At 63.8% G+C, this 17,583-nt stretch carries 26 protein-coding genes and 1 pseudogene; 11 read left to right on the forward strand and 16 right to left on the reverse strand.

Annotated elements, in window-relative coordinates; translation table 11 throughout:
• Positions 1–26: 26 nt before the first annotated feature.
• Positions 27–401: a conjugal transfer transcriptional regulator TraJ gene (gene traJ, locus LBF07_RS24240; protein ID WP_000426567.1), complete on the reverse strand. Its 375-nt coding sequence runs from the start codon at positions 399–401 to the stop codon at positions 27–29.
• A 373-nt stretch (positions 402–774) separates the two neighbouring features.
• On the opposite strand from traJ, the gene LBF07_RS24245 reads away from it, so the two are divergent.
• From LBF07_RS24245 to LBF07_RS24255, 3 genes are read left to right on the forward strand one after another with little or no spacing between them, the layout of a single operon-like run.
• The gene (locus LBF07_RS24245; protein WP_001127128.1) at positions 775–1,173 is read left to right on the forward strand and encodes a TraK family protein; all 399 of its coding nucleotides are present in this window, start codon (positions 775–777) and stop codon (positions 1,171–1,173) included.
• A complete protein-coding gene (locus tag LBF07_RS24250; RefSeq protein WP_001062597.1) occupies positions 1,173–1,898 on the forward strand; it encodes an ArsA-related P-loop ATPase in 726 nt (241 codons plus the stop codon). Before LBF07_RS24245 ends, LBF07_RS24250 begins: the two co-directional genes overlap by 1 nt.
• The gene (locus LBF07_RS24255; protein ID WP_000718516.1) at positions 1,898–2,338 is read left to right on the forward strand and encodes a conjugal transfer protein TraM; all 441 of its coding nucleotides are present in this window, start codon (positions 1,898–1,900) and stop codon (positions 2,336–2,338) included. The genes LBF07_RS24250 and LBF07_RS24255 overlap by 1 nt, the downstream gene beginning before the upstream one ends.
• A gap of 202 nt (positions 2,339–2,540) precedes the next feature.
• On the opposite strand, the gene kfrC is transcribed toward LBF07_RS24255, so the two are convergent.
• The 13 genes from kfrC to LBF07_RS24320 form a co-directional block, all read right to left on the reverse strand.
• Entirely contained in the window at positions 2,541–3,194 is a 654-nt protein-coding gene (gene kfrC / locus LBF07_RS24260) for an IncP plasmid survival protein KfrC (protein ID WP_000826922.1), read from the reverse strand.
• A gap of 28 nt (positions 3,195–3,222) precedes the next feature.
• Complete coding sequence (kfrB, locus tag LBF07_RS24265) at positions 3,223–3,570, reverse strand: IncP plasmid survival protein KfrB (protein ID WP_000664557.1); 348 nt, start codon at positions 3,568–3,570, stop codon at positions 3,223–3,225.
• A 170-nt stretch (positions 3,571–3,740) separates the two neighbouring features.
• Positions 3,741–4,772, reverse strand: coding sequence for a DNA-binding protein (locus tag LBF07_RS24270; protein WP_011342948.1), 1,032 nt, complete (start codon positions 4,770–4,772; stop codon positions 3,741–3,743).
• A gap of 179 nt (positions 4,773–4,951) precedes the next feature.
• Positions 4,952–6,001 carry a ParB/RepB/Spo0J family partition protein gene (locus LBF07_RS24275; protein ID WP_011114060.1) on the reverse strand — a complete coding sequence of 350 codons (1,050 nt, stop codon included), beginning with the start codon at positions 5,999–6,001 and terminating at the stop codon, positions 4,952–4,954.
• Positions 5,998–6,762, reverse strand: a complete 765-nt coding sequence (locus LBF07_RS24280) for a ParA family protein (RefSeq protein ID WP_000855329.1) — start codon at positions 6,760–6,762, stop codon at positions 5,998–6,000. Before LBF07_RS24280 ends, LBF07_RS24275 begins: the two co-directional genes overlap by 4 nt.
• Positions 6,759–7,061, reverse strand: a complete 303-nt coding sequence (locus LBF07_RS24285; RefSeq protein ID WP_010890110.1) for a transcriptional regulator KorA — start codon at positions 7,059–7,061, stop codon at positions 6,759–6,761. The genes LBF07_RS24280 and LBF07_RS24285 overlap by 4 nt, the downstream gene beginning before the upstream one ends.
• A gap of 113 nt (positions 7,062–7,174) precedes the next feature.
• Complete coding sequence (locus LBF07_RS24290) at positions 7,175–7,705, reverse strand: DUF2761 domain-containing protein (protein WP_010890112.1); 531 nt, start codon at positions 7,703–7,705, stop codon at positions 7,175–7,177.
• 1 nt (position 7,706) lies between these two features.
• On the reverse strand, positions 7,707–8,036 hold the full coding sequence (gene kleE / locus LBF07_RS24295; RefSeq protein WP_010890113.1) for a KleE stable inheritance protein: 330 nt from the start codon (positions 8,034–8,036) through the stop codon (positions 7,707–7,709).
• Positions 8,037–8,180: 144 nt separating this feature from the next.
• A complete protein-coding gene (locus LBF07_RS24300) occupies positions 8,181–8,396 on the reverse strand; it encodes a DUF2688 domain-containing protein (RefSeq protein WP_010890114.1) in 216 nt (71 codons plus the stop codon).
• A gap of 58 nt (positions 8,397–8,454) precedes the next feature.
• Complete coding sequence (kleA, locus tag LBF07_RS24305) at positions 8,455–8,691, reverse strand: stable inheritance protein KleA (RefSeq protein WP_000041932.1); 237 nt, start codon at positions 8,689–8,691, stop codon at positions 8,455–8,457.
• Positions 8,692–8,850: 159 nt separating this feature from the next.
• Entirely contained in the window at positions 8,851–9,108 is a 258-nt protein-coding gene (korC, locus tag LBF07_RS24310; protein WP_010890115.1) for a transcriptional repressor KorC, read from the reverse strand.
• Positions 9,109–9,124: 16 nt separating this feature from the next.
• Entirely contained in the window at positions 9,125–10,330 is a 1,206-nt protein-coding gene (locus LBF07_RS24315) for a protein KlcB (protein ID WP_010890116.1), read from the reverse strand.
• Positions 10,331–10,381: 51 nt separating this feature from the next.
• Complete coding sequence (locus LBF07_RS24320) at positions 10,382–10,810, reverse strand: antirestriction protein (protein WP_001095942.1); 429 nt, start codon at positions 10,808–10,810, stop codon at positions 10,382–10,384.
• A gap of 168 nt (positions 10,811–10,978) precedes the next feature.
• On the opposite strand from LBF07_RS24320, the gene LBF07_RS24325 reads away from it, so the two are divergent.
• Positions 10,979–11,248 (forward strand): type II toxin-antitoxin system ParD family antitoxin, encoded by a 270-nt coding sequence (locus tag LBF07_RS24325; RefSeq protein WP_001260984.1) that lies wholly within the window; start codon positions 10,979–10,981, stop codon positions 11,246–11,248.
• Positions 11,245–11,559 (forward strand): type II toxin-antitoxin system RelE/ParE family toxin, encoded by a 315-nt coding sequence (locus tag LBF07_RS24330; protein WP_010890153.1) that lies wholly within the window; start codon positions 11,245–11,247, stop codon positions 11,557–11,559. Before LBF07_RS24325 ends, LBF07_RS24330 begins: the two co-directional genes overlap by 4 nt.
• Before the next feature lie 1,207 nt (positions 11,560–12,766).
• On the opposite strand, the gene LBF07_RS24335 is transcribed toward LBF07_RS24330, so the two are convergent.
• Together LBF07_RS24335 and LBF07_RS24340 are read right to left on the reverse strand one after the other, a co-directional pair.
• Complete coding sequence (locus LBF07_RS24335) at positions 12,767–13,771, reverse strand: IS110-like element IS5075 family transposase (RefSeq protein ID WP_000427614.1); 1,005 nt, start codon at positions 13,769–13,771, stop codon at positions 12,767–12,769.
• Between the two features lie 99 nt (positions 13,772–13,870).
• Positions 13,871–14,305, reverse strand: a complete 435-nt coding sequence (locus LBF07_RS24340) for a mercury resistance transcriptional regulator MerR (RefSeq protein ID WP_000414383.1) — start codon at positions 14,303–14,305, stop codon at positions 13,871–13,873.
• A gap of 71 nt (positions 14,306–14,376) precedes the next feature.
• On the opposite strand from LBF07_RS24340, the gene merT reads away from it, so the two are divergent.
• The 6 genes and pseudogenes from merT to LBF07_RS24370 form a co-directional block, all read left to right on the forward strand.
• Entirely contained in the window at positions 14,377–14,727 is a 351-nt protein-coding gene (gene merT, locus LBF07_RS24345; protein WP_015272416.1) for a mercuric ion transporter MerT, read from the forward strand.
• A gap of 15 nt (positions 14,728–14,742) precedes the next feature.
• Positions 14,743–15,018, forward strand: a complete 276-nt coding sequence (gene merP, locus LBF07_RS24350) for a mercury resistance system periplasmic binding protein MerP (RefSeq protein ID WP_000732290.1) — start codon at positions 14,743–14,745, stop codon at positions 15,016–15,018.
• Between the two features lie 71 nt (positions 15,019–15,089).
• Positions 15,090–16,775, forward strand: a complete 1,686-nt coding sequence (gene merA / locus LBF07_RS24355; protein ID WP_031943937.1) for a mercury(II) reductase — start codon at positions 15,090–15,092, stop codon at positions 16,773–16,775.
• 17 nt (positions 16,776–16,792) lie between these two features.
• The gene (gene merD, locus LBF07_RS24360; protein ID WP_000995360.1) at positions 16,793–17,158 is read left to right on the forward strand and encodes a mercury resistance co-regulator MerD; all 366 of its coding nucleotides are present in this window, start codon (positions 16,793–16,795) and stop codon (positions 17,156–17,158) included.
• Positions 17,155–17,391, forward strand: coding sequence for a broad-spectrum mercury transporter MerE (gene merE, locus LBF07_RS24365; protein ID WP_003132004.1), 237 nt, complete (start codon positions 17,155–17,157; stop codon positions 17,389–17,391). Before merD ends, merE begins: the two co-directional genes overlap by 4 nt.
• Positions 17,388–17,516 (forward strand): annotated as a pseudogene (locus LBF07_RS24370) (Diguanylate phosphodiesterase); the annotation flags it as partial. The gene merE and the pseudogene LBF07_RS24370, both read left to right, overlap by 4 nt.
• Between the last annotated feature and the right edge of the window lie 67 nt (positions 17,517–17,583).

Here is a 17,583-nt window from a genome sequence, read left to right on the forward strand (position 1 = left end):
CTCCGGCTTTTTAGCCGCTAAAGAAGTCAAGGCTCGGCCCTCGGCTGAACCACGGCCTTCATGATCCGGCTCATTTCGTCCTGGGTGGCCTCGATCCGGCCCAGCAGGGCCAGGATGGTCGCCTCGCCGAACTGGAGCGTTCGCACGTCATCGGTCAGCCAGAGCTTGAGCAGGCCGCCAAGGCGGCCAAGGTCGCCGTTGACGCGCACCAGCTCGCGCACGTGCTGGTAGTCCATGACGCCCTTGATCTGGTAGCCCTGGCCCACGTCGCGCAGATAGCGCGCCACGCTGACGCCCGCCCTCTTGGCGTTCGCCTCGATCTCGTCTTTCTCTTCGGGGAACACCGGCACCCGCAGGTGCTGCCGCCGCCGGCGGCCGTGTTCCTTTTCGTCGTTCTCCATGCCTCGCCTCGTCTCTCATGCCGGCGGTAGCCGGCTGCCTCGCAGAGCAGGATGACCCGTTGAGCGCCCCCGGCGCGAATAAGGGACAGTGAAGATAGATAACCGGCTCGCCGGTTAGCTAACTTCACACATCCTGCCCGCCTTACGGCGTTAATAACACCAAGGAAAGTCTACACCAGCCATTACGATTTATCCGCAACTATCGCGCTATCAGGCCGCAAAAGCAGCAACGGATATAGCGAAACCCGCCACAATGGCCCATAATGCCGCTATCGAAGCGTGCCAATGCACGCCGATAGCGGACTTTTTGCGTTTCCGTAGCGCCGCTTAGTAGCGTTACATTTGCGATGAGAGGATTAGATGGACGAACACGATGCCAAAGACCTACCCCGAAGAGCTGGCTGAATGGGTGAAGGGACGGGAAGCCAAGAAGCCGCGCCAGGACAAGCACGTGGTCGCGTTCCTGGCCGTCAAGAGCGACGTTCAAGCGGCGCTCGATGCGGGCTATGCGATGAAAACGATCTGGGAGCACATGAAGGAAACCGGCCGGCTGCGCTGTCGGTACGAAACCTTCACCCAGCACGTGAAGCGGTACATCAAGGCCGCGCCGGTAGCTTCCCCGCCGCCTCCCGCCACTCCCCCGGACAGCCAGCCCAAGGGCGCGAAGCCCGAGCCGAAGGCCGCCCCGCCGGCCTCGGAATCCAAGAGTGAGCCACCCAAGATCGGCGGCTTCACGTTTGATGCGACTCCAAAGAAAGAGGATTTACTGTAATGGCGAAAATTCACATGGTTCTGCAAGGCAAGGGCGGCGTCGGCAAGTCGATGATCGCGGCCACCATCGCGCAGTACAAAGCCGGCAAGGGACAGAAGCCGCTTTGCATCGACACCGATCCGGTGAACGCGACGTTCGAGGGCTACAAAGCCCTCAACGTGCGCCGGCTCAACATCATGGACGGCGACGAGATCAACACCCGGAATTTCGACGCCCTGGTCGAGATGATCGCGTCGGCCGAGGGCGACGTCATCATCGACAACGGGGCCAGCTCGTTCGTGCCGCTGTCGCACTACCTCATCAGCAACCAGGTGCCGGCGCTGCTCCAGGACATGGGCCACGAACTCGTGGTGCATACGGTCGTCACCGGCGGCCAGGCCCTGGTGGACACGGTGAGCGGCTTCGCCCAGCTCGCCAGCCAGTTCCCGGCCGAATGCCTGTTCGTGGTCTGGCTGAACCCGTATTGGGGGCCAATCGAGCACGAGGGCAAGGGGTTCGAGCAGTTGAAGGCGTACACGGCCAACAAGGGCCGTGTGTCCGCCATCATCCAGATTCCGGCGCTGAAAGAGGAAACCTACGGCCGCGACTTCGCCGAAATGCTCCAGGATCGGCGCACCTTCGATGAGGCCCTGGCCGATTCGGCGCTCACGATCATGACGCGGCAGCGGCTCAAGATCGTGAAAACCCAGCTCTTCGCCCAGCTCGAAAACGCGGCGGTGCTCTGATGGCGGCCGACGACAAGATCGAGGAGCTGATACGGGAGATCGCGGCCAAGCACGGCATCGCCGTGGGCCGCGACGATCCGATCTTGATCCTCCAGACCATCAACATGAAGCTGATGCAGGACAGCGCATCGGCCCAGCAGGAAATCTTGGACGCCTTCAAGTCGGAACTGGAGTCCATCGCCCACCGATGGGGTGATGACGCCAAGGGAAAGGCGGAAAGGACGCTCAACGCGGCGTTGGCGGCCAGCAAGGACGCCATGACGCGGGGAATGCAGGAGGGCGCGAAGGCGGCCGCCGAGGCCGTGCGGCGTGAGGTTGAGGCGGTGACGGCGCAGCTCGTCGCGCCGATCCGCGAGGCGCGGCGCGTCGCCATGATGAACATGGTCGCGGCCGGCATGGCGGTCGTGGCCGCCGGCCTGGCCCTGTGGGCCTCGCTGTAGATGGCGATGCGGGATCTCATCGTCAGAACTGGCGATGGTCGACCGCGCCGGCGGCATCGCCAGGTTCGGCGATGCTGGCCAGCTCCCGGCATCGTCGCTTGTGACGATGCTGCAGGATGATTCCGCCAGGCCCTCGGCGGGCCTCCCTCGCCAGAAATGGCGATGCTCGAGAAAAAAGCCCGGCGACCGCCGGGCTTCGTTTTTATGCGGGCCTGGCTGACAGGCCCAAGGACTGCGATCTCCCTGGCCGCTCCTGGGCCTGGGATTGCTTGCGCTCCTGCTCCTGCTTGCGCATCAGCAGCTCATGCCGGCGGGCGGCCTCGCGCATGGCATCCCAATCGGAAGCCAGCTCGGGGTTCTCGGCGCGCATCTTGCGCGTCGCCAGCTCTTCGATCTTCGGCGAGTGCAGGCCCATGCCTTCCTTGATCTCGCGGACGGCCTCCAGGCGCGCGTGAAGCGTCTGCAAGCGGGCCTGCTGCTGCGCCTGCTGGTTCTGCCAGGCTCGCTTAGAGCCGGGCAAGGAAAGCCGGCCAGGCGCGGACGCCTGGGTCTGCTGCAAGCGGGCCTGCTGCCGGTCGATCAGGTTTTCTAGCCTGTCCTCGATGTGCTCCACCTGGTCGTGCTTGGCCTGCACGTAGAGCGCCAGGGTTTCGGGGTAGGACTGCTCGACCGGGGCCGCCTCTAGGGTGGCCTGCTGCTCGATCTCGGCCGCCTGGGCGGCCTCCAGCAAGTCGGCTCCGGTGTCCTCGCGCGAAGCGCCGAAGGCGGCACCGCCGAGGGTGGCCGGCGCGCTGACGCGGGCCGGCTTGGTGGCGCGGCTCTCGGTGCCGCTGCCGGGGATGGTGAGTCGTTTCAAGGGCGTGCCTCCTTTTTAGCCGCTAAAGCTACATGGAGCGCCCCCGCGTCAGTTTCGGGGCCTCTGCGGCGACTGCCGCCTTGCCCTGGGCGTTGTAGCTGATGCTCTTTGCGCTCCCAATTTCAGGTACTTTATCGAAATCTGACCGAGCGTGCATGACAAAGTTCTTGCCGATCTGCTGGTACACGTTGGTGGCGTCGGCATGAACGATCACGCCGGCGTGGGTCTGCTTCTTGTCGGCCGCTTGGGCCGTGTACAGGTTGTAGATGCCGGGCTTCAACGCGCCCGCCTTGTCTACTTTCTGATTCGTCCAAGCGCCGTCCTTTTCGGCCTGAACGATGCGTTGACCGTTCATGACCAAGAGGCGTTCTTTCATCGGGCACTCCTATGGTTGCCGTGGTTCTCAAAAGGGTGATGGTGGCCCCATGCAAGCCGCGCTCCAACAAAAAAGCCGACCTCGGCAAAGCGAGGCCGGCTCTTCCCAGCGGCCGGGTTGTGCGTTTTGTCATGGTTCCAGGGTAATTTTAAGGAAAACCAACCGATTTATCAGGTCTTTTTGCGTCCGCCGCTGGTCGGATCGGCCGCCCGGCCTTGCGCCATGACGGTTTCCAGGGCCTCCAGCCGGCCGCGAAGCCCGGCCGCTTCCTCGCGGGCCTGGGCAGCGTCGCGCTTCGCCTGGTCGCGCTCGCCCTGGGCGGCGGTCAGCCGCTCGGCCTGGCGGTGTGCCTCGGCCGCCATCGCCTTGCGCTGCTCCTGGTGGGCCTGCTCGGCCGCCTCGGCCTTGGCCTGCACCTTCACCAGCTCCGCGCGCACCTGGTCGCGCTCGGCGGCGGCCACCTCGGTGGCCTTCCGCTGCTCGGCCTGAGCGGCGCGCGCCTGGTCGGTCGCCTGGTTCGCCCGCTCCAGGTCGGCACGCAGCTCGCCGGCGCGGCGCTCGATCTCGGCGGTACGGCTGTTCGCGGCCGCGAGGTCGGCCCGCAGGGCCTCCACCTGGTCGGCGCTGGCCGTGGCCCTCTCCTGGGCCTTGTCGCGCTCTGCGCGCGCCTGGCGGGCTTCCTGATGGGCGTGATCCAGCTCCGTGCGCAGCTCGCCGGCCCTGGCCTCGGCCGTGGCCGCGCGCTCGCTGGTCGCCGCGAGCTTGCCGCGCAGCTCGTCGGCCTCGCCCTTGGCGGCCGCCTCGACGGCCTCCAGGGCCGCGACGCGGGCCTTGGCCTCGTCCAGCTCGCCGGTGAGCTGGTCGGCCAGCTCTGCGGCTTCCTGGCGCGCTGCTTCCGTCTCCTGGCGCACGGCCTCCAGCGCCTCGCGCTCGGCGGCCAGGCGGTTGTTCGCCATTTCCAGCGCCACGGCCCACAAGTCGCCGCCCAGCTCGGCCAGCTTGTCGGTGATCGCCTGCGGTGCCGGCTCGCGGATCGGGGCGGCCTGGCTGGCCTTGCGTGCGCGCCACTCGTTCATCGCCTCGCTGATGGTGGTGAAGCTGCCGCTGCCGAGCTGCTTGCGCACGTTCGCCAGCGTGGGGTTCTGGCCGGCCGCGTCCAGTTCGTCGGCCACCGCAAATATCTGCTCCTTCGAGATCGCCATGTCGGGCCTCCTTTGGCCGGTTGTATGTTGTAGCGTGTAGCATACTACAACATACAACACTACGCAAGCGGTTTAGCTGAACTTTTTTTAGCGGCTAAAACGCGGGCAAAAAAAAGCCCCGCTCGATGGCGGGGCGATGGGTGGGGGTCGGTGGTCGGCGATGCCCGGCGCTGGGCGTGTCAGCCCTCCAGCAGCGCGACAAGCTGCACGGTGCCAAGGTCGGCCTCGAACTCCTGGCCGTCATCCTCGTATTTGAGCCAGGCCCAGCCCTCGGCCGGGGGCCGGCGGTTGAGGATCAGCCGTGCCGGCCGGTCGTCGTGCTTGACCTGGATGATGGCCTTCTTGAGCTTGTCGGGGTCGGCCTCCTTCGGCTCCTTCTTCCCCTTGGCGTCATCATCCTGCGGCCCCTGCTCGCCGTCGCCGGCCTCGGCGTCGGTCTTGCCGGTCAGCGCATCGACGGTGTTGGGATCACGGTCGCCGTCCTCGTGACTGCGCTTGTCCTCCAGGAACTCGCGCAGCAGCTTCACCGAGCCGCGCGTCAGCTCCTGGCTGTCGTCGGCCAGCCAGGCGGCCACCTCGTCGGGGTTCTTCTTGTAGGCCGTCACCAGCTCGTTGATGACAGTCACGTCCTTGCCCCGGCCGCTATTGAACGCCTCGGCAATGGGTTCGGGCAAGTCCAGCAGCGTGACGTGCTGCGTGACGAAGGCCGGCGACTTGCCGATCTCCTTGGCGATCTCGCCCTTCTTCTTGCCCTTCGCCAGCTCGCGGCCGATGAAGTCGGCGATCTCACGCGCCGTCAGCTCGTTGCGTTGCAGGTTCTCGATAACCTGGTCGGCCTCGTTGTAGTCGTTGTCGATGAAGGCCGGGATCGTGGTCTTGTGCGCCCACTTCGAGCCGCGATAGCGCCGCGCGCCGTGGTTGATGAGGTAGCGCCCCGGTGCGTCCGGGTTCTCGCGCACGCTGATGGGCGACTTCACGCCGCGCGCTTTGATGGTCTCGCCGATCTCCGCGATGCTCTCCGGCGAGAAGCCGGGGTTGTCGGCCGTGCGCGGCTGGTGTGGGTCTTCGTCGATCAGGTCAAGCGGCAGCTCCTGCGGGCCTGCGCCGCCGGCGTTGGCCGCCGGCTGCTCGTTCAGCAGGCCGGCCAGGTCGCCCAGCCCGTCCAGGCCCAGCCCGGACGATTGCGGCTTGTCCTGCTCCTTCTTCTTGGCGTTGGTCTTGGCGCTCATTGCGCGATCTCCATCTTCGTGAACACGTAATCCGCCAGCGCACGCACCTCCTGGGTGGCCTTCCGCGCGGCGGTCTTCTTGATCTTCCACACCGGCATCTGCTCGCCCAGCGCCTCGGCGATGCTGTCACGCGCGCCGATGCTGAACGGCAAGATGAGCTGCGGGTATGCCTGCTGCAACGTCGCCAGGTTGTTGACGTGGCGCGGCTTCCGCGCGTCCACCTTGTTCGGCACCATGCCGAGGAAGCGCAGCTTGGGGTTCTGCTTGCGCAGGTTGCTGATGACCGCGACCATCTTCTTCATGCCCTGCAAGCTGTACGCCTCCATTTCGATGGGCGACAGCATGTAGTCGGCCGTCAGCACGGCCGCCGTCATGGCGACGCCAAGGGAGGGGGCCGTGTCGATCAGGCACACGTCGAAGAACTCGCCCAGCGCGGCCACACTGGCCCGCAGCGCGGCGGCCGCCTGGGAAAGCTCCATCTTGTCCAGGTTCGCCAGGTTGGCGTCTGCCGCGATCAGCGCCAGGCTCTCGCCCTCGCGCTTGCCGAACCAATACCGCAGGTCATCGGTGTCGCCGGTGAACAACTGGCTGGCGAGGTAGCCCGATTGGTACGCCGACAGCGTGAACGATGCGTTGCCCTGGGTGTCCAGGTCGATCACGGCCACGCGAAGGCCGCGCTCCAGGAAGTCGAATGCCAGGTGGCAGGTGGCGAACGTCTTGCCTTGACCGCCCTTCTGAATTGCCGTGACCAGTGTTTTCATGACTTGGGTTCCTGTTTCCTCTTGGCGTCTGCTTCCCACTTCTTGACGATGAACGCTTGATGCTCCGGCAGTACCGCCGTCACTCGCTCGAAGCCCTCGGGGAGCTGTTCCCCTGCTGCTGCCCATACGCGACTGACCGCCTGCGACACCGCCCCCTTGGTCAGCCCCAGCGAAGTGACAAACTCCGCCTGGGGCCGGCCATCGACCAGCACGCCGCGCGCTATGTCGATGGTCTGCTGCCCGATCTCCAGCCCCTTGATGGCCGTCTGGAATTGGGCTTCGGTTAGCCGTTTCTTCATGGATTGCACCCATAACACTCCACACCCGGTTTGTTGAACAAATGGCGGTGCCAGCCGCCAACCATGTGCAGAAGTTTAGCTAAACCATGCGAAGCCGTCAAGCGTTTTAGCGGCTAAAAATTTGTTCGCGCCTTGTCGATGGCCGATGCCGTTGCGGCCGTCGCCCGCGCCTGTCGCCAGTGGTCGGAATCCACCGCGCACGCGCAAAGCGTGGCCCCGTCCTGGTCGTAGAACACGGCCGGCCGGCCCTCCACCTTCGCCTCGATGCGCAGCGCCTTGGCAGGCAGGCCCAGCCCGTCCGCGATGACGGCCAGGGTGGCGCGCTGCAAGGCCAACTCTTCCCCCTTGGCGTCAATGAGCTGTGCCGCATGGGCGGCACTCAGGAAGAACGTCATCAGCGGGCCTACGGTGCGCGTGCCGCCGCTGGCAAAGCACACGTCGAAGGAACCGCCGCCCACGTGCGGATCGACGCCCTCCACGAGACGCCAGGGGTCAAGGCCCCATTCTTCGGATTGCGCGCTGTACCAGTAGGCCGGCGCGTCGCCGTTCAAGTCGCTGTCCGCGTACTCGCGCACCATGACGGCCACGCGGCCAGTGGTCGGCTCCACGAAGCCAGGCGGGTAGGGGAGGGTCTGCTTTGCCATGTCAAAGCCCTTTCGGTTTGTAGATCGAAACGAAGTAGGTGATCGCGGTCAGTGCCGCGAAGTACGCCAGGAACGACCAGCCGGCATACACGCCAGGCGTGTTCCAGTGGTAGAGCATCCGCACGAACTGGAAGAAGGTGATGATCGCCAGCACCCACTTGAGCACCGGCCAGACCAGCACGGTCGCCACCCATACGAACTTGACCAGGCCGGCCACCAGGCCCCGGCCTTCGGCCTTGGGTGCGGCAGGCGCAGCAGCGGGCGCGGCAGGCTGCACCGGCTCGGGAGCCGGCGGCTTGCTCGCCCTGGGGAACTTGACGATGTTGGACATGGCTTGACCCTCCACGCGGTTACGTGTTGAATGCTGGATGCTCCCACTCGGAAGCATGGTTACGGTGTGCCAGCACCAGGCCAAGCGCCCCGGATCACTCCGGGGCGTTCCTCCACCTGGGGCCGTCGAACGTGTGGAATGCCGTCATTGCAGCGTCGCTCCGCTCATGCGTCGCACGGCCGCCGCCAGCAGCATTTCCGTCAGCTCGTTATCTTCCTCCGGCGTGATGCAGCCGCCGCAGATGCTGCCGAACTTCTCGCGGGCATCATCGGCGCCGATGATGGTGTGGCTCAAGGTTCGGATGCTCTTGCCGCAGCGCCGGCAGCACGTCTCGATGATCTCGATCTTGCCTTTGCTCATGGGACTGTTTCCTCTTGGCGTTCCGTTGATGACCCGGCCGAAGCCGGGCCGCCTTCCCTTACCAGCCGACGCTGCGCTTGGCCTGCTCGACCGCTTGGCTCGACCATTCGCCCTTGGCACTGGCCTCCAGGCTCAAGGCGGCGAAATAGGCTTTGCCGCGCAGCTCTTCCGCCTGCTTCACCAGCTCGGCCGCCTCGGCCATCGTGGCCTCGATCTGGTCGCGGCGGGCTTGGAAGTCGGTGGCTTCCACATTCGGCAGGGCGTCAACCCAAGGCATGATCTTGTTCTTGCTCATCGGAACCTCTCCGGTAATCGACCTGGGCGGAATGCCCGGCCTTCAAGTGCTATATTAGGACAAAATGTCCTAGCCTGTCAAGCACTTTAGCTAAACTATTTTCGCTTTACCGTAGTCCGATGCCTAGCACTTTAGCCGCTAAAGCCTCTTTCCCTGGCGTCAAACCTCTTTCCAGATCAGCCCGAGGCCGGCGTAGTCGCACAGCAGCGCCCACGCGGCATAAGGGATCGGCGTGTCCTCGCCCACCCATCGCCGGATCGTCCGGTCGCCCTTCGGGCCGAGGCCCAGCACCTTCGCGGCTTTGCCGCCGGTGAGGCCCGCCAGGCGCAGCACCTCGCGCACCTCTTCGCCGCTCGGCTGCGCCCACCGCTCGGCCGGCTTCAAGCACTCCAGCCGGATATTGGCGTCGTTCGTCATTCGTTTCTTCTCCTGGTCACGTGATAAGCCGCAGTTGGTCGAATCCGTAGATCGACTGAATGCAGCTCGGGTCTGAATCCACCACACGGCGGCCCGCGCGGTTGGTCTTGTATGTCACCGGCCGGTCGTCATGCGCCCACACCTGGCGGGTGTCTGGATGCACCTTCACGATGATGACGCGCTTGCCGATCTCCTTGGCGAACACCGGATGGTGGACGCTCACGATCTCGCACCGTTGGCCTGGTGCGGGCGTGAACTCCACCAGGTCGGCCGGGCCTGCATCGCCATTCCTGGCGGTGCTGCAGGATGCTTCGCCTGCGCCCGGCATCGTCGCTTCTGGCGATACAGGCCCAGCCTCGGCCTTGCAATCGTCAGCTTTGGCGGTGCTGCAGCGCATCGCCGTTTCCGCCGATGCGGGATCTCGCTCGCGGCCCCCGGCCTTTCCCTTGGCGTTCGACCTGGCGGCCCTGGCCGCCTTGACCTTGCCCGCCGCCTCGGCCGCCCAGCGCCGCGCGATGAACGCCTTGTGCGCCGGCAGCACCACATCGACCAAGACGAAGCCCGGCGGGATCGTCACGGTCGCCGGCTCGCGCCGCGCCGGCGGCACCAGGCCGGCCAGCCAATCGGGCAGGGGAGCGTCGGCCAAGCGGTCGCGGTAGTTGGCCTCGATCAACACCGGCCGCTTCTTCTCGGCCAGCATGGCCGTCAGGATGCCGCGCGCAACCTCGTCCACGGTCATGCAGCCCCGCGCCGTGTCGAAGTGCGAGCGATAGCCCGTCGCCGAGATAAACGGCCTGTCCAGGTCAACCGCGTGGAACTGAAAATGCGCGTTGAGCGGCCCGCCATAACCGGCCTCGTACTCCACCAGGGCGCGCACGTCGCCCGCCACGGCCAGGAACTGGCCGCGCTGGCCCCACAAGGGCACGTCCCCCGGCACCGCAGCGCAATGCCGCTCGATGACGCGGCCGGCGGCCTCGTCGTCGGCCATGCACCCGAAGTTCGTGCCGCCGTTCAGCTTCCAGATGATCGCCTCGTATCGGTCGCCGGCCAGCTCGGCCGCCGCCCCGTCGCCGCGCATGACAGCCGCGTCGATCTCCACCACGGCCGCAACGGCCGCAGCCAGCAGGCCGTCACGGTCTGCCGGCAGCTCGGCCAGCAGCTCGGCCGCCGGCGCGCTCCAGTCCTGGCCCGTCTGGGCCGGTTGCTTTGTTCGCTTCGCCATCGCTTGACGTGCTCCTGGGGCAGCCCCGGCCGGAGCCGGGGCCGCCCCTCATCAGTCAATAGCCCGGTAGATCGCAGCGGCCTCGGGGTGGCCGGCCGCGAAGCCGCGCAGGAAGTGATAGCGGTCGATCAGGGCGTCGGCCGCGTCCGTGCCGGCGATCTCGGCCGCGAGCTGGCCGAGCGCGAACAGGGTTGCGACAATGCCGGCGGCGTCGGCCGACAGTTCGCCCCGGAAGCCGTTGCCGTCTACCTCGATCTCCAGGCGCTCGGCCAGGTCGGGGGCCAGGTAGAAACCGCCGTCCGACAGGGTGTAGTAGTGCCAATACGCGCCGTTGTAGCGTTCGCAGAGCCGGCGCAGCCAGGCGTACACAAGGGCCTCGCCGCGCATCATCAGGCGCGGGCCGAAGTAGGTAGGCAAGAAGTCGAGGCGCTGGGCCTCGGCGACCAGGGAAGCGGTGACGGGTTGGTCTTGGGTGTTCATCGGAACTCTCCGGTAGTTGACCTGGGCGACATGCCCGGCCTTCAAGACGTATATTAGGACAAAATGTCCTAACCTGTCAAGCACTTTAGCTAAACTTTAGCCGCTAAACTGGACTTCGCCCCCTTGGAGTGATAGGATTGAATCCTATTGAACCGAATGGAGGCCGCCATGCGAACCACCCAGCAACTGAGCATCACCCTGCCGAACGACATGGCCGACGTGGTGAAAACGAAGGTCAAGACCGGGGAGTACGCGAGCGAAAGCGAGGTCATCCGCGACGGCCTGCGTGCGCTACTCGCGCGTGATCGCGCCGTCGAGTCCTGGCTTCACAACCAGGTCGGCCCGGCGTATGACGCCCTGAAAGCCGATCCCTCCCGAGCCGTCACCGCCGACCAGGTGCGCGCCCGCCTGGCCGCCGAGCATGCGAAGGCGCAATGAGCTACGCGGTCGTCTTCTCGCCCGAGGCCGAAGAGCAGCTTGCCGAGCTGTACCGCTACATCGCGGCGGCGGCGTCGCCTGACGTTGCCGCTCGCTACACCGAGGCAATCGTCACCTACTGCGAAAGCCTGCGCACGTTTCCACTGCGCGGCACCATGCGCGACGATGTGCGGCCCGGCCTGCGCATCACGAACTACCGCAAGCGCGCCGTGATCGCCTTCGATGTGGCCGGCGATCTGGTTTCCATCATCGGCGTGTTCTACGGCGGGCAGGACTACGAGACGATCCTGCACGACGACGCGGACGACTGAATTCCCCCGCTTCTTGACACTTGAGGGGCGCAATCACGCCCTGGGCCTGGCAGGCCGACCCCTCCCTTGGCGTTCAACCTTGCGGCCTTCGAGCTGGAGCCATCTTCCGACTTGGCGACGGCGCAGGAGTCACCGCGGCCTTGACAGTTGGGGAGTCCAGAGGGGGCCTTGGCCCCCTTTGGAAGAGCACGAACTTCTGCCAGGCGCTTGCGCCTGGCTATGGTCAGCCGTAGCGCCGTAGGCGCTCCATTCTTGGGGTGAAGGCCGTAGGCCGAGGGGCAACGCCCCTGGGGGGATGGGAGGCCGCTTTAGCGGCCGGGTGGGATCGAGAAGGGGGGGCACCCCCCTTCGGCGGCCGATCATTCTGCGGGGCACCTTGGGCCGGTTTGCCGCTTTTTTCGACACCCGGTTATAACAACTAGGTTTAATATAAAGGTTATGAAGGGTTAAAAGCCGGTTAGCTTGACCGGAAAACGCGCGCAAGCCGTTGATACGCCAAGGAAAAGGCTCGAAGGGCCGCCCCTCAAGTGTCAATGGATAAGCCCCTCAAGGGTCAATAGTCTGCCCGTCAAGTGTCAAGGATCGCGCCCCTCATCTGTCAGCACCCCCGCCCCTCAAGTGTCAGTACGGCAAGGGCCTTGCCAACAGGCTTATCCACAACTTCTGTGGATAAAGCCAGCCCGATCAAGCACATAGGCCGCCTCGACGGCCTCCGGCGCGGCTCCAGCCGGCCGATTTCGAGGCCGGCCCCTCATCTGTCAGCATCGCGCCGGGGTGCGCTGCCCCCCAAGTGTCAAGAAACGCCCCTCAACTGTCACCAGCCGGCGTTTTGTCCCCAAACGATCCACAAGGGGGAACCGCAGAATTCGGAAAAAATCGTACGCTAAGCTAACGGTGTTCTCGTGACAGCTCTTTGACTAGGCTTTCTAAGGGGTCGTCTCAGAAAACGGAATCTATGGTCACTCCCGTTTTTGCAACACCGATTTTGACGACAAGTTGGCTTGCTTGAATCTATCCGGCGTCTGAATGGGATTTTATTCCCGCGCCTCGATGAGTTCCGCGCCTGATGAACCTCCAGAAAATATACGGCTTCAATGAGCCTTTCCGTTTTACAGGTTCCTCAACAGGCCGGTGGGCCGTTAGTATCATCAATATCAGTATTCGCAAAACCAGATGAATGATTGTTTAAACTGGTGTATTTCTGCCTTTATGCTTCGTAAGTTTGCTGTCGCGCCGTCAGTGCCCAGGCTATTCTGGCCAGCTTGTTTGCCAGAGCACAGGTGACGACAAAGTTGCTTTTCCGACACAACAACTCCCTGACCCAGTCGGCCAACTTGCCAGACTGGTGTTCCAGTTTTTGTATGAATACCCTGGCACACTGAACCAACAAAGTTCGGATCTTTTTGTTGCCCCGCTTGCTAATCCCTAACAATGTCGTCCGACCTCCCGTGCTGTACTGTCGGGGTACCAGCCCTGTTGCCGCCGCAAAGTCACGGCTGCTGGCGTACTGCTTCCCGTCGCCAATCTCAGTTGAAATAGTACTGGCAGTCAGCGTTCCAACGCAGGGAATACTCAGCAAGCGCTGTCCAACCTCATCTTCGTCCAACTTTCGTTTCAACTGAGATTCCAGATCTTTAATCTGCTCAACAAGATAGTGATAATGCTGTTGTAATTTCAGCAGTAACTGGCTGAGATAAAGAGGCAAACTACTGTCCTCAAGAAGGGTACTCAGTCGACTAATAACGGCAGCACCTCGCGGAACGCTGATACCAAATTCCAGCAGAAAAGCATGCATCTGATTAGTTGTTTTCACCTTATCCTGAACCAGGGATTCACGGACACGATGCAGAGCTCGCATTGCCTGCTGAGATTCGGTTCTGGGCTGCACGAAACGCATAGATGGACGTGATGCTGCTTCACAGATAGCTTCAGCATCAACGAAGTCATTTTTGTTGCTTTTAACGAATGGGCGGACAAATTGCGGTGATATCAGCTTTGGAAAATGCCCTAACTCTGCCAGCTTGCGTGCCATAAAGTGAGAACCGCCACAGGCTTCCATCGCGATGGTTGTTGCCGGGCATGTCGCCAGAAATTCGATTAGCTTTGGTCGGGTGAATTTTTTACGGTAAACGGCCTTCCCACGATGATCCTGACAATGAATATGGAAAGAGTTCTTACCCAGATCGATACCAATAAGCGCAATGTTTTCCATGATGGTTCTCCGAATGAAAGCCTGTCCTCAGCATAGTACCGGGAAGGAGGGAGTGACCATCTCATTAAATAAAGCACGCTAAGGCGTAACTACCCTCGGCTACACCGCGTCGGCACCACGCGGCTCTTTCTCCCCTTGCAGCGAAGCAATCAGCGGGCAAGAAACGTTCCCTTGCCGCGCATGGCAGGCGAACACAAGTTCGGATAGCACGGTTTCCATGCGCGCCAGGTCGGTCATTTTTTCGCGCACGTCCTGAAGCTTGTGCTCGGCCAGGCTGCTGGCTTCCTCGCAGTGGGTGCCGTCATCCAGCCTCAGCAGCTCTGCGATCTCGTCGAGGCTGAATCCGAGCCGCTGGGCTGATTTCACGAAGCGCACCCGCGTCACATCCGCCTCGCCATAGCGGCGGATGCTGCCATAGGGCTTGTCCGGCTCCGGCAACAAGCCCTTGCGCTGATAGAACCGGATTGTTTCCACGTTGACCCCGGCCGCCTTGGCGAAAACGCCAATAGTCAGATTCTCCAAATTTTTTTCCATATTGCTTGACTCCGTACATTGGTACGGAAGTAAGCTTAAGCTATCCAATCCAGATTTGAAAGGACAAGCGTATGTCTGAACCTCAAAACGGGCGCGGGGCGCTCTTCACTGGCGGGCTAGCCGCCATCCTCGCCGCGGCTTGCTGCCTGGGGCCGCTGGTTCTGATCGCCCTGGGGTTCAGCGGCGCTTGGATCGGCAACTTGACGGTGTTGGAACCTTATCGCCCGATCTTCATCGGCGCGGCGTTGGTGGCGCTGTTTTTCGCCTGGCGGCGCATCTACCGACCGGCGCAAGCCTGCAAACCAGGGGATGTGTGTGCGATTCCCCAAGTGCGCGCTACTTACAAGCTCATTTTCTGGGTCGTGGCCGCGCTGGTTCTGGTCGCGCTCGGATTTCCCTACGTCATGCCATTTTTCTATTAATCACAGGAGTTCATCATGAAAAAACTGTTTGCCTCTCTCGCCATCGCTGCCGTTGTTGCCCCCGTGTGGGCCGCCACCCAGACCGTCACGCTGTCCGTACCGGGCATGACCTGCTCCGCTTGTCCGATCACCGTCAAGAAGGCGATTTCCAAGGTCGAAGGCGTCAGCAAAGTTAACGTGACCTTCGAGACACGCGAAGCGGTTGTCACCTTCGATGATGCCAAGACCAGCGTGCAGAAGCTGACCAAGGCCACCGAAGACGCAGGCTATCCGTCCAGCGTCAAGAAGTGAGGCACTGAAAACGGCAGCGCAGCACATCTGACGCCCTTGTCTGCTACCACAAACGAAAAAGGATCTGTCGCATGACCCATCTAAAAATCACCGGCATGACCTGCGACTCGTGCGCGGCGCACGTCAAGGAAGCGCTGGAAAAAGTACCCGGCGTCCAATCTGCCATAGTGTCCTATGCCAAGGGCGCGGCCCAGCTCGCCCTTGATCCAGGCACAGCGCCGGACGCACTGACCGCCGCCGTGGCTGGCCTAGGCTACAAAGCGATGCTCGCCGATGCCCCGCCGACCGACAACCGCACTGGGCTGTTCGACAAGGTGCGCGGCTGGATGGGTGCCGCCGACAAGGGCAGCGGCGGCGAGCGCCCGTTGCAAGTCGCCGTGATCGGCAGCGGTGGAGCCGCGATGGCGGCAGCACTGAAGGCCGTCGAGCAAGGCGCGCAGGTCACGCTGATTGAGCGCGGCACCATCGGCGGCACCTGCGTCAACGTCGGTTGTGTGCCGTCCAAGATCATGATCCGCGCCGCCCACATCGCCCATCTGCGCCGGGAAAGCCCATTCGACGGCGGCATGCCACCCACACCGCCGACGATCTTGCGCGAGCGGCTGCTGGCCCAGCAGCAGGCCCGTGTCGAAGAACTCCGTCATGCCAAGTACGAAGGCATCCTGGACGGCAATTCAGCCATCACCGTTCTGCACGGTGAAGCGCGTTTCAAGGACGACCAGAGCCTTATCGTTAGTTTGAACGAGGGTGGCGAGCGCGTCGTGATGTTCGACCGCTGCCTGGTCGCCACGGGTGCCAGCCCGGCGGTCCCGCCGATTCCGGGGTTGAAAGAGTCACCCTACTGGACTTCCACCGAGGCCCTGGCGAGCGACACCATTCCCGAACGCCTTGCCGTAATCGGCTCGTCGGTGGTGGCGCTGGAGCTGGCGCAAGCCTTTGCCCGGCTGGGCAGCAAGGTCACGGTCCTGGCGCGCAATACCTTGTTCTTCCGTGAAGACCCGGCCATCGGCGAGGCGGTGACAGCCGCTTTCCGTGCCGAGGGCATCGAGGTGCTGGAGCACACGCAAGCCAGCCAGGTCGCCCATATGGACGGTGAATTCGTGCTGACCACCACGCACGGTGAATTGCGCGCCGACAAACTGCTGGTTGCCACCGGTCGGACACCGAACACGCGCAGCCTCGCGCTGGACGCAGCGGGGGTCACTGTCAATGCGCAAGGTGCCATCGTCATCGACCAAGGCATGCGCACGAGCAACCCGAACATCTACGCGGCCGGCGACTGCACCGACCAGCCGCAGTTCGTCTATGTGGCGGCAGCGGCCGGCACCCGTGCCGCGATCAACATGACCGGCGGCGATGCGGCGCTCGACCTGACCGCAATGCCGGCCGTGGTGTTCACCGATCCGCAAGTGGCGACCGTGGGCTACAGCGAGGCGGAAGCCCACCACGACGGGATCGAGACCGACAGCCGCACCTTGACCTTGGACAACGTGCCGCGTGCGCTCGCCAACTTCGACACACGCGGCTTCATCAAGTTGGTTATCGAGGAAGGCAGCCATCGGCTGATCGGCGTACAGGCGGTCGCGCCGGAAGCGGGTGAACTGATCCAGACGGCGGCTCTGGCCATTCGCAACCGCATGACGGTGCAGGAACTGGCCGACCAGTTGTTCCCCTACCTGACGATGGTCGAGGGGTTGAAGCTCGCGGCGCAGACCTTCAACAAGGATGTGAAGCAGCTTTCCTGCTGCGCCGGGTGAGAAAAAGGAGGTGTTCAATGAACGCCTACACGGTGTCCCGGCTGGCTCTTGATGCCGGGGTGAGCGTGCATATCGTGCGCGACTACCTGCTGCGCGGATTGCTGCGCCCGGTGGCGTGCACACCAGGCGGCTACGGCTTGTTCGATGACGCCGCCTTGCAACGGCTGTGCTTCGTGCGGGCGGCCTTCGAGGCGGGCATCGGCCTCGACGCGCTGGCGCGGCTGTGCCGGGCGCTGGATGCGGCGGACGGCGACGAAGCGGCCGCGCAGCTTGCCCTGCTGCGTCAGTTCGTCGAGCGTCGGCGCGAAGCGTTGGCCGATCTGGAAGTGCAGTTGGCCACCCTGCCGACCGAGCCGGCACAGCACGCGGAGAGTCTGCCATGAACAACCCCGAGCGCTTGCCGTCCGAGACGCACAAACCGATCACCGGCTACCTGTGGGGCGGACTGGCTGTGCTGACTTGCCCCTGCCACCTGCCCATCCTCGCTGTCGTGCTGGCCGGCACAACCGCCGGTGCTTTCCTCGGCGAGCATTGGGTCATCGCGGCGCTCGGTTTGACCGGCCTGTTCCTTCTGTCCCTGTCGCGGGCGTTGCGGGCATTCAGGGAAAGAGAATGAGCGCTTTCCGGCCGGATGGATGGACGACGCCGGAACTGGCCCAAGCGGTCGAGCGCGGGCAGCTTGAACTGCACTACCAGCCCGTCGTCGATCTGCGCAGTGGTGGGATTGTCGGCGCGGAAGCCCACAAGGCCGACCAGGCAGCGCCGGCCCTCTATGGCCCCGAGAAGGGGCCAGAAAGGCCCGCCAGGG

Source organism: Enterobacter cloacae complex sp. ECL352, from assembly GCF_020149545.1.
Lineage (GTDB): Bacteria > Pseudomonadota > Gammaproteobacteria > Enterobacterales > Enterobacteriaceae > Enterobacter > Enterobacter asburiae_B.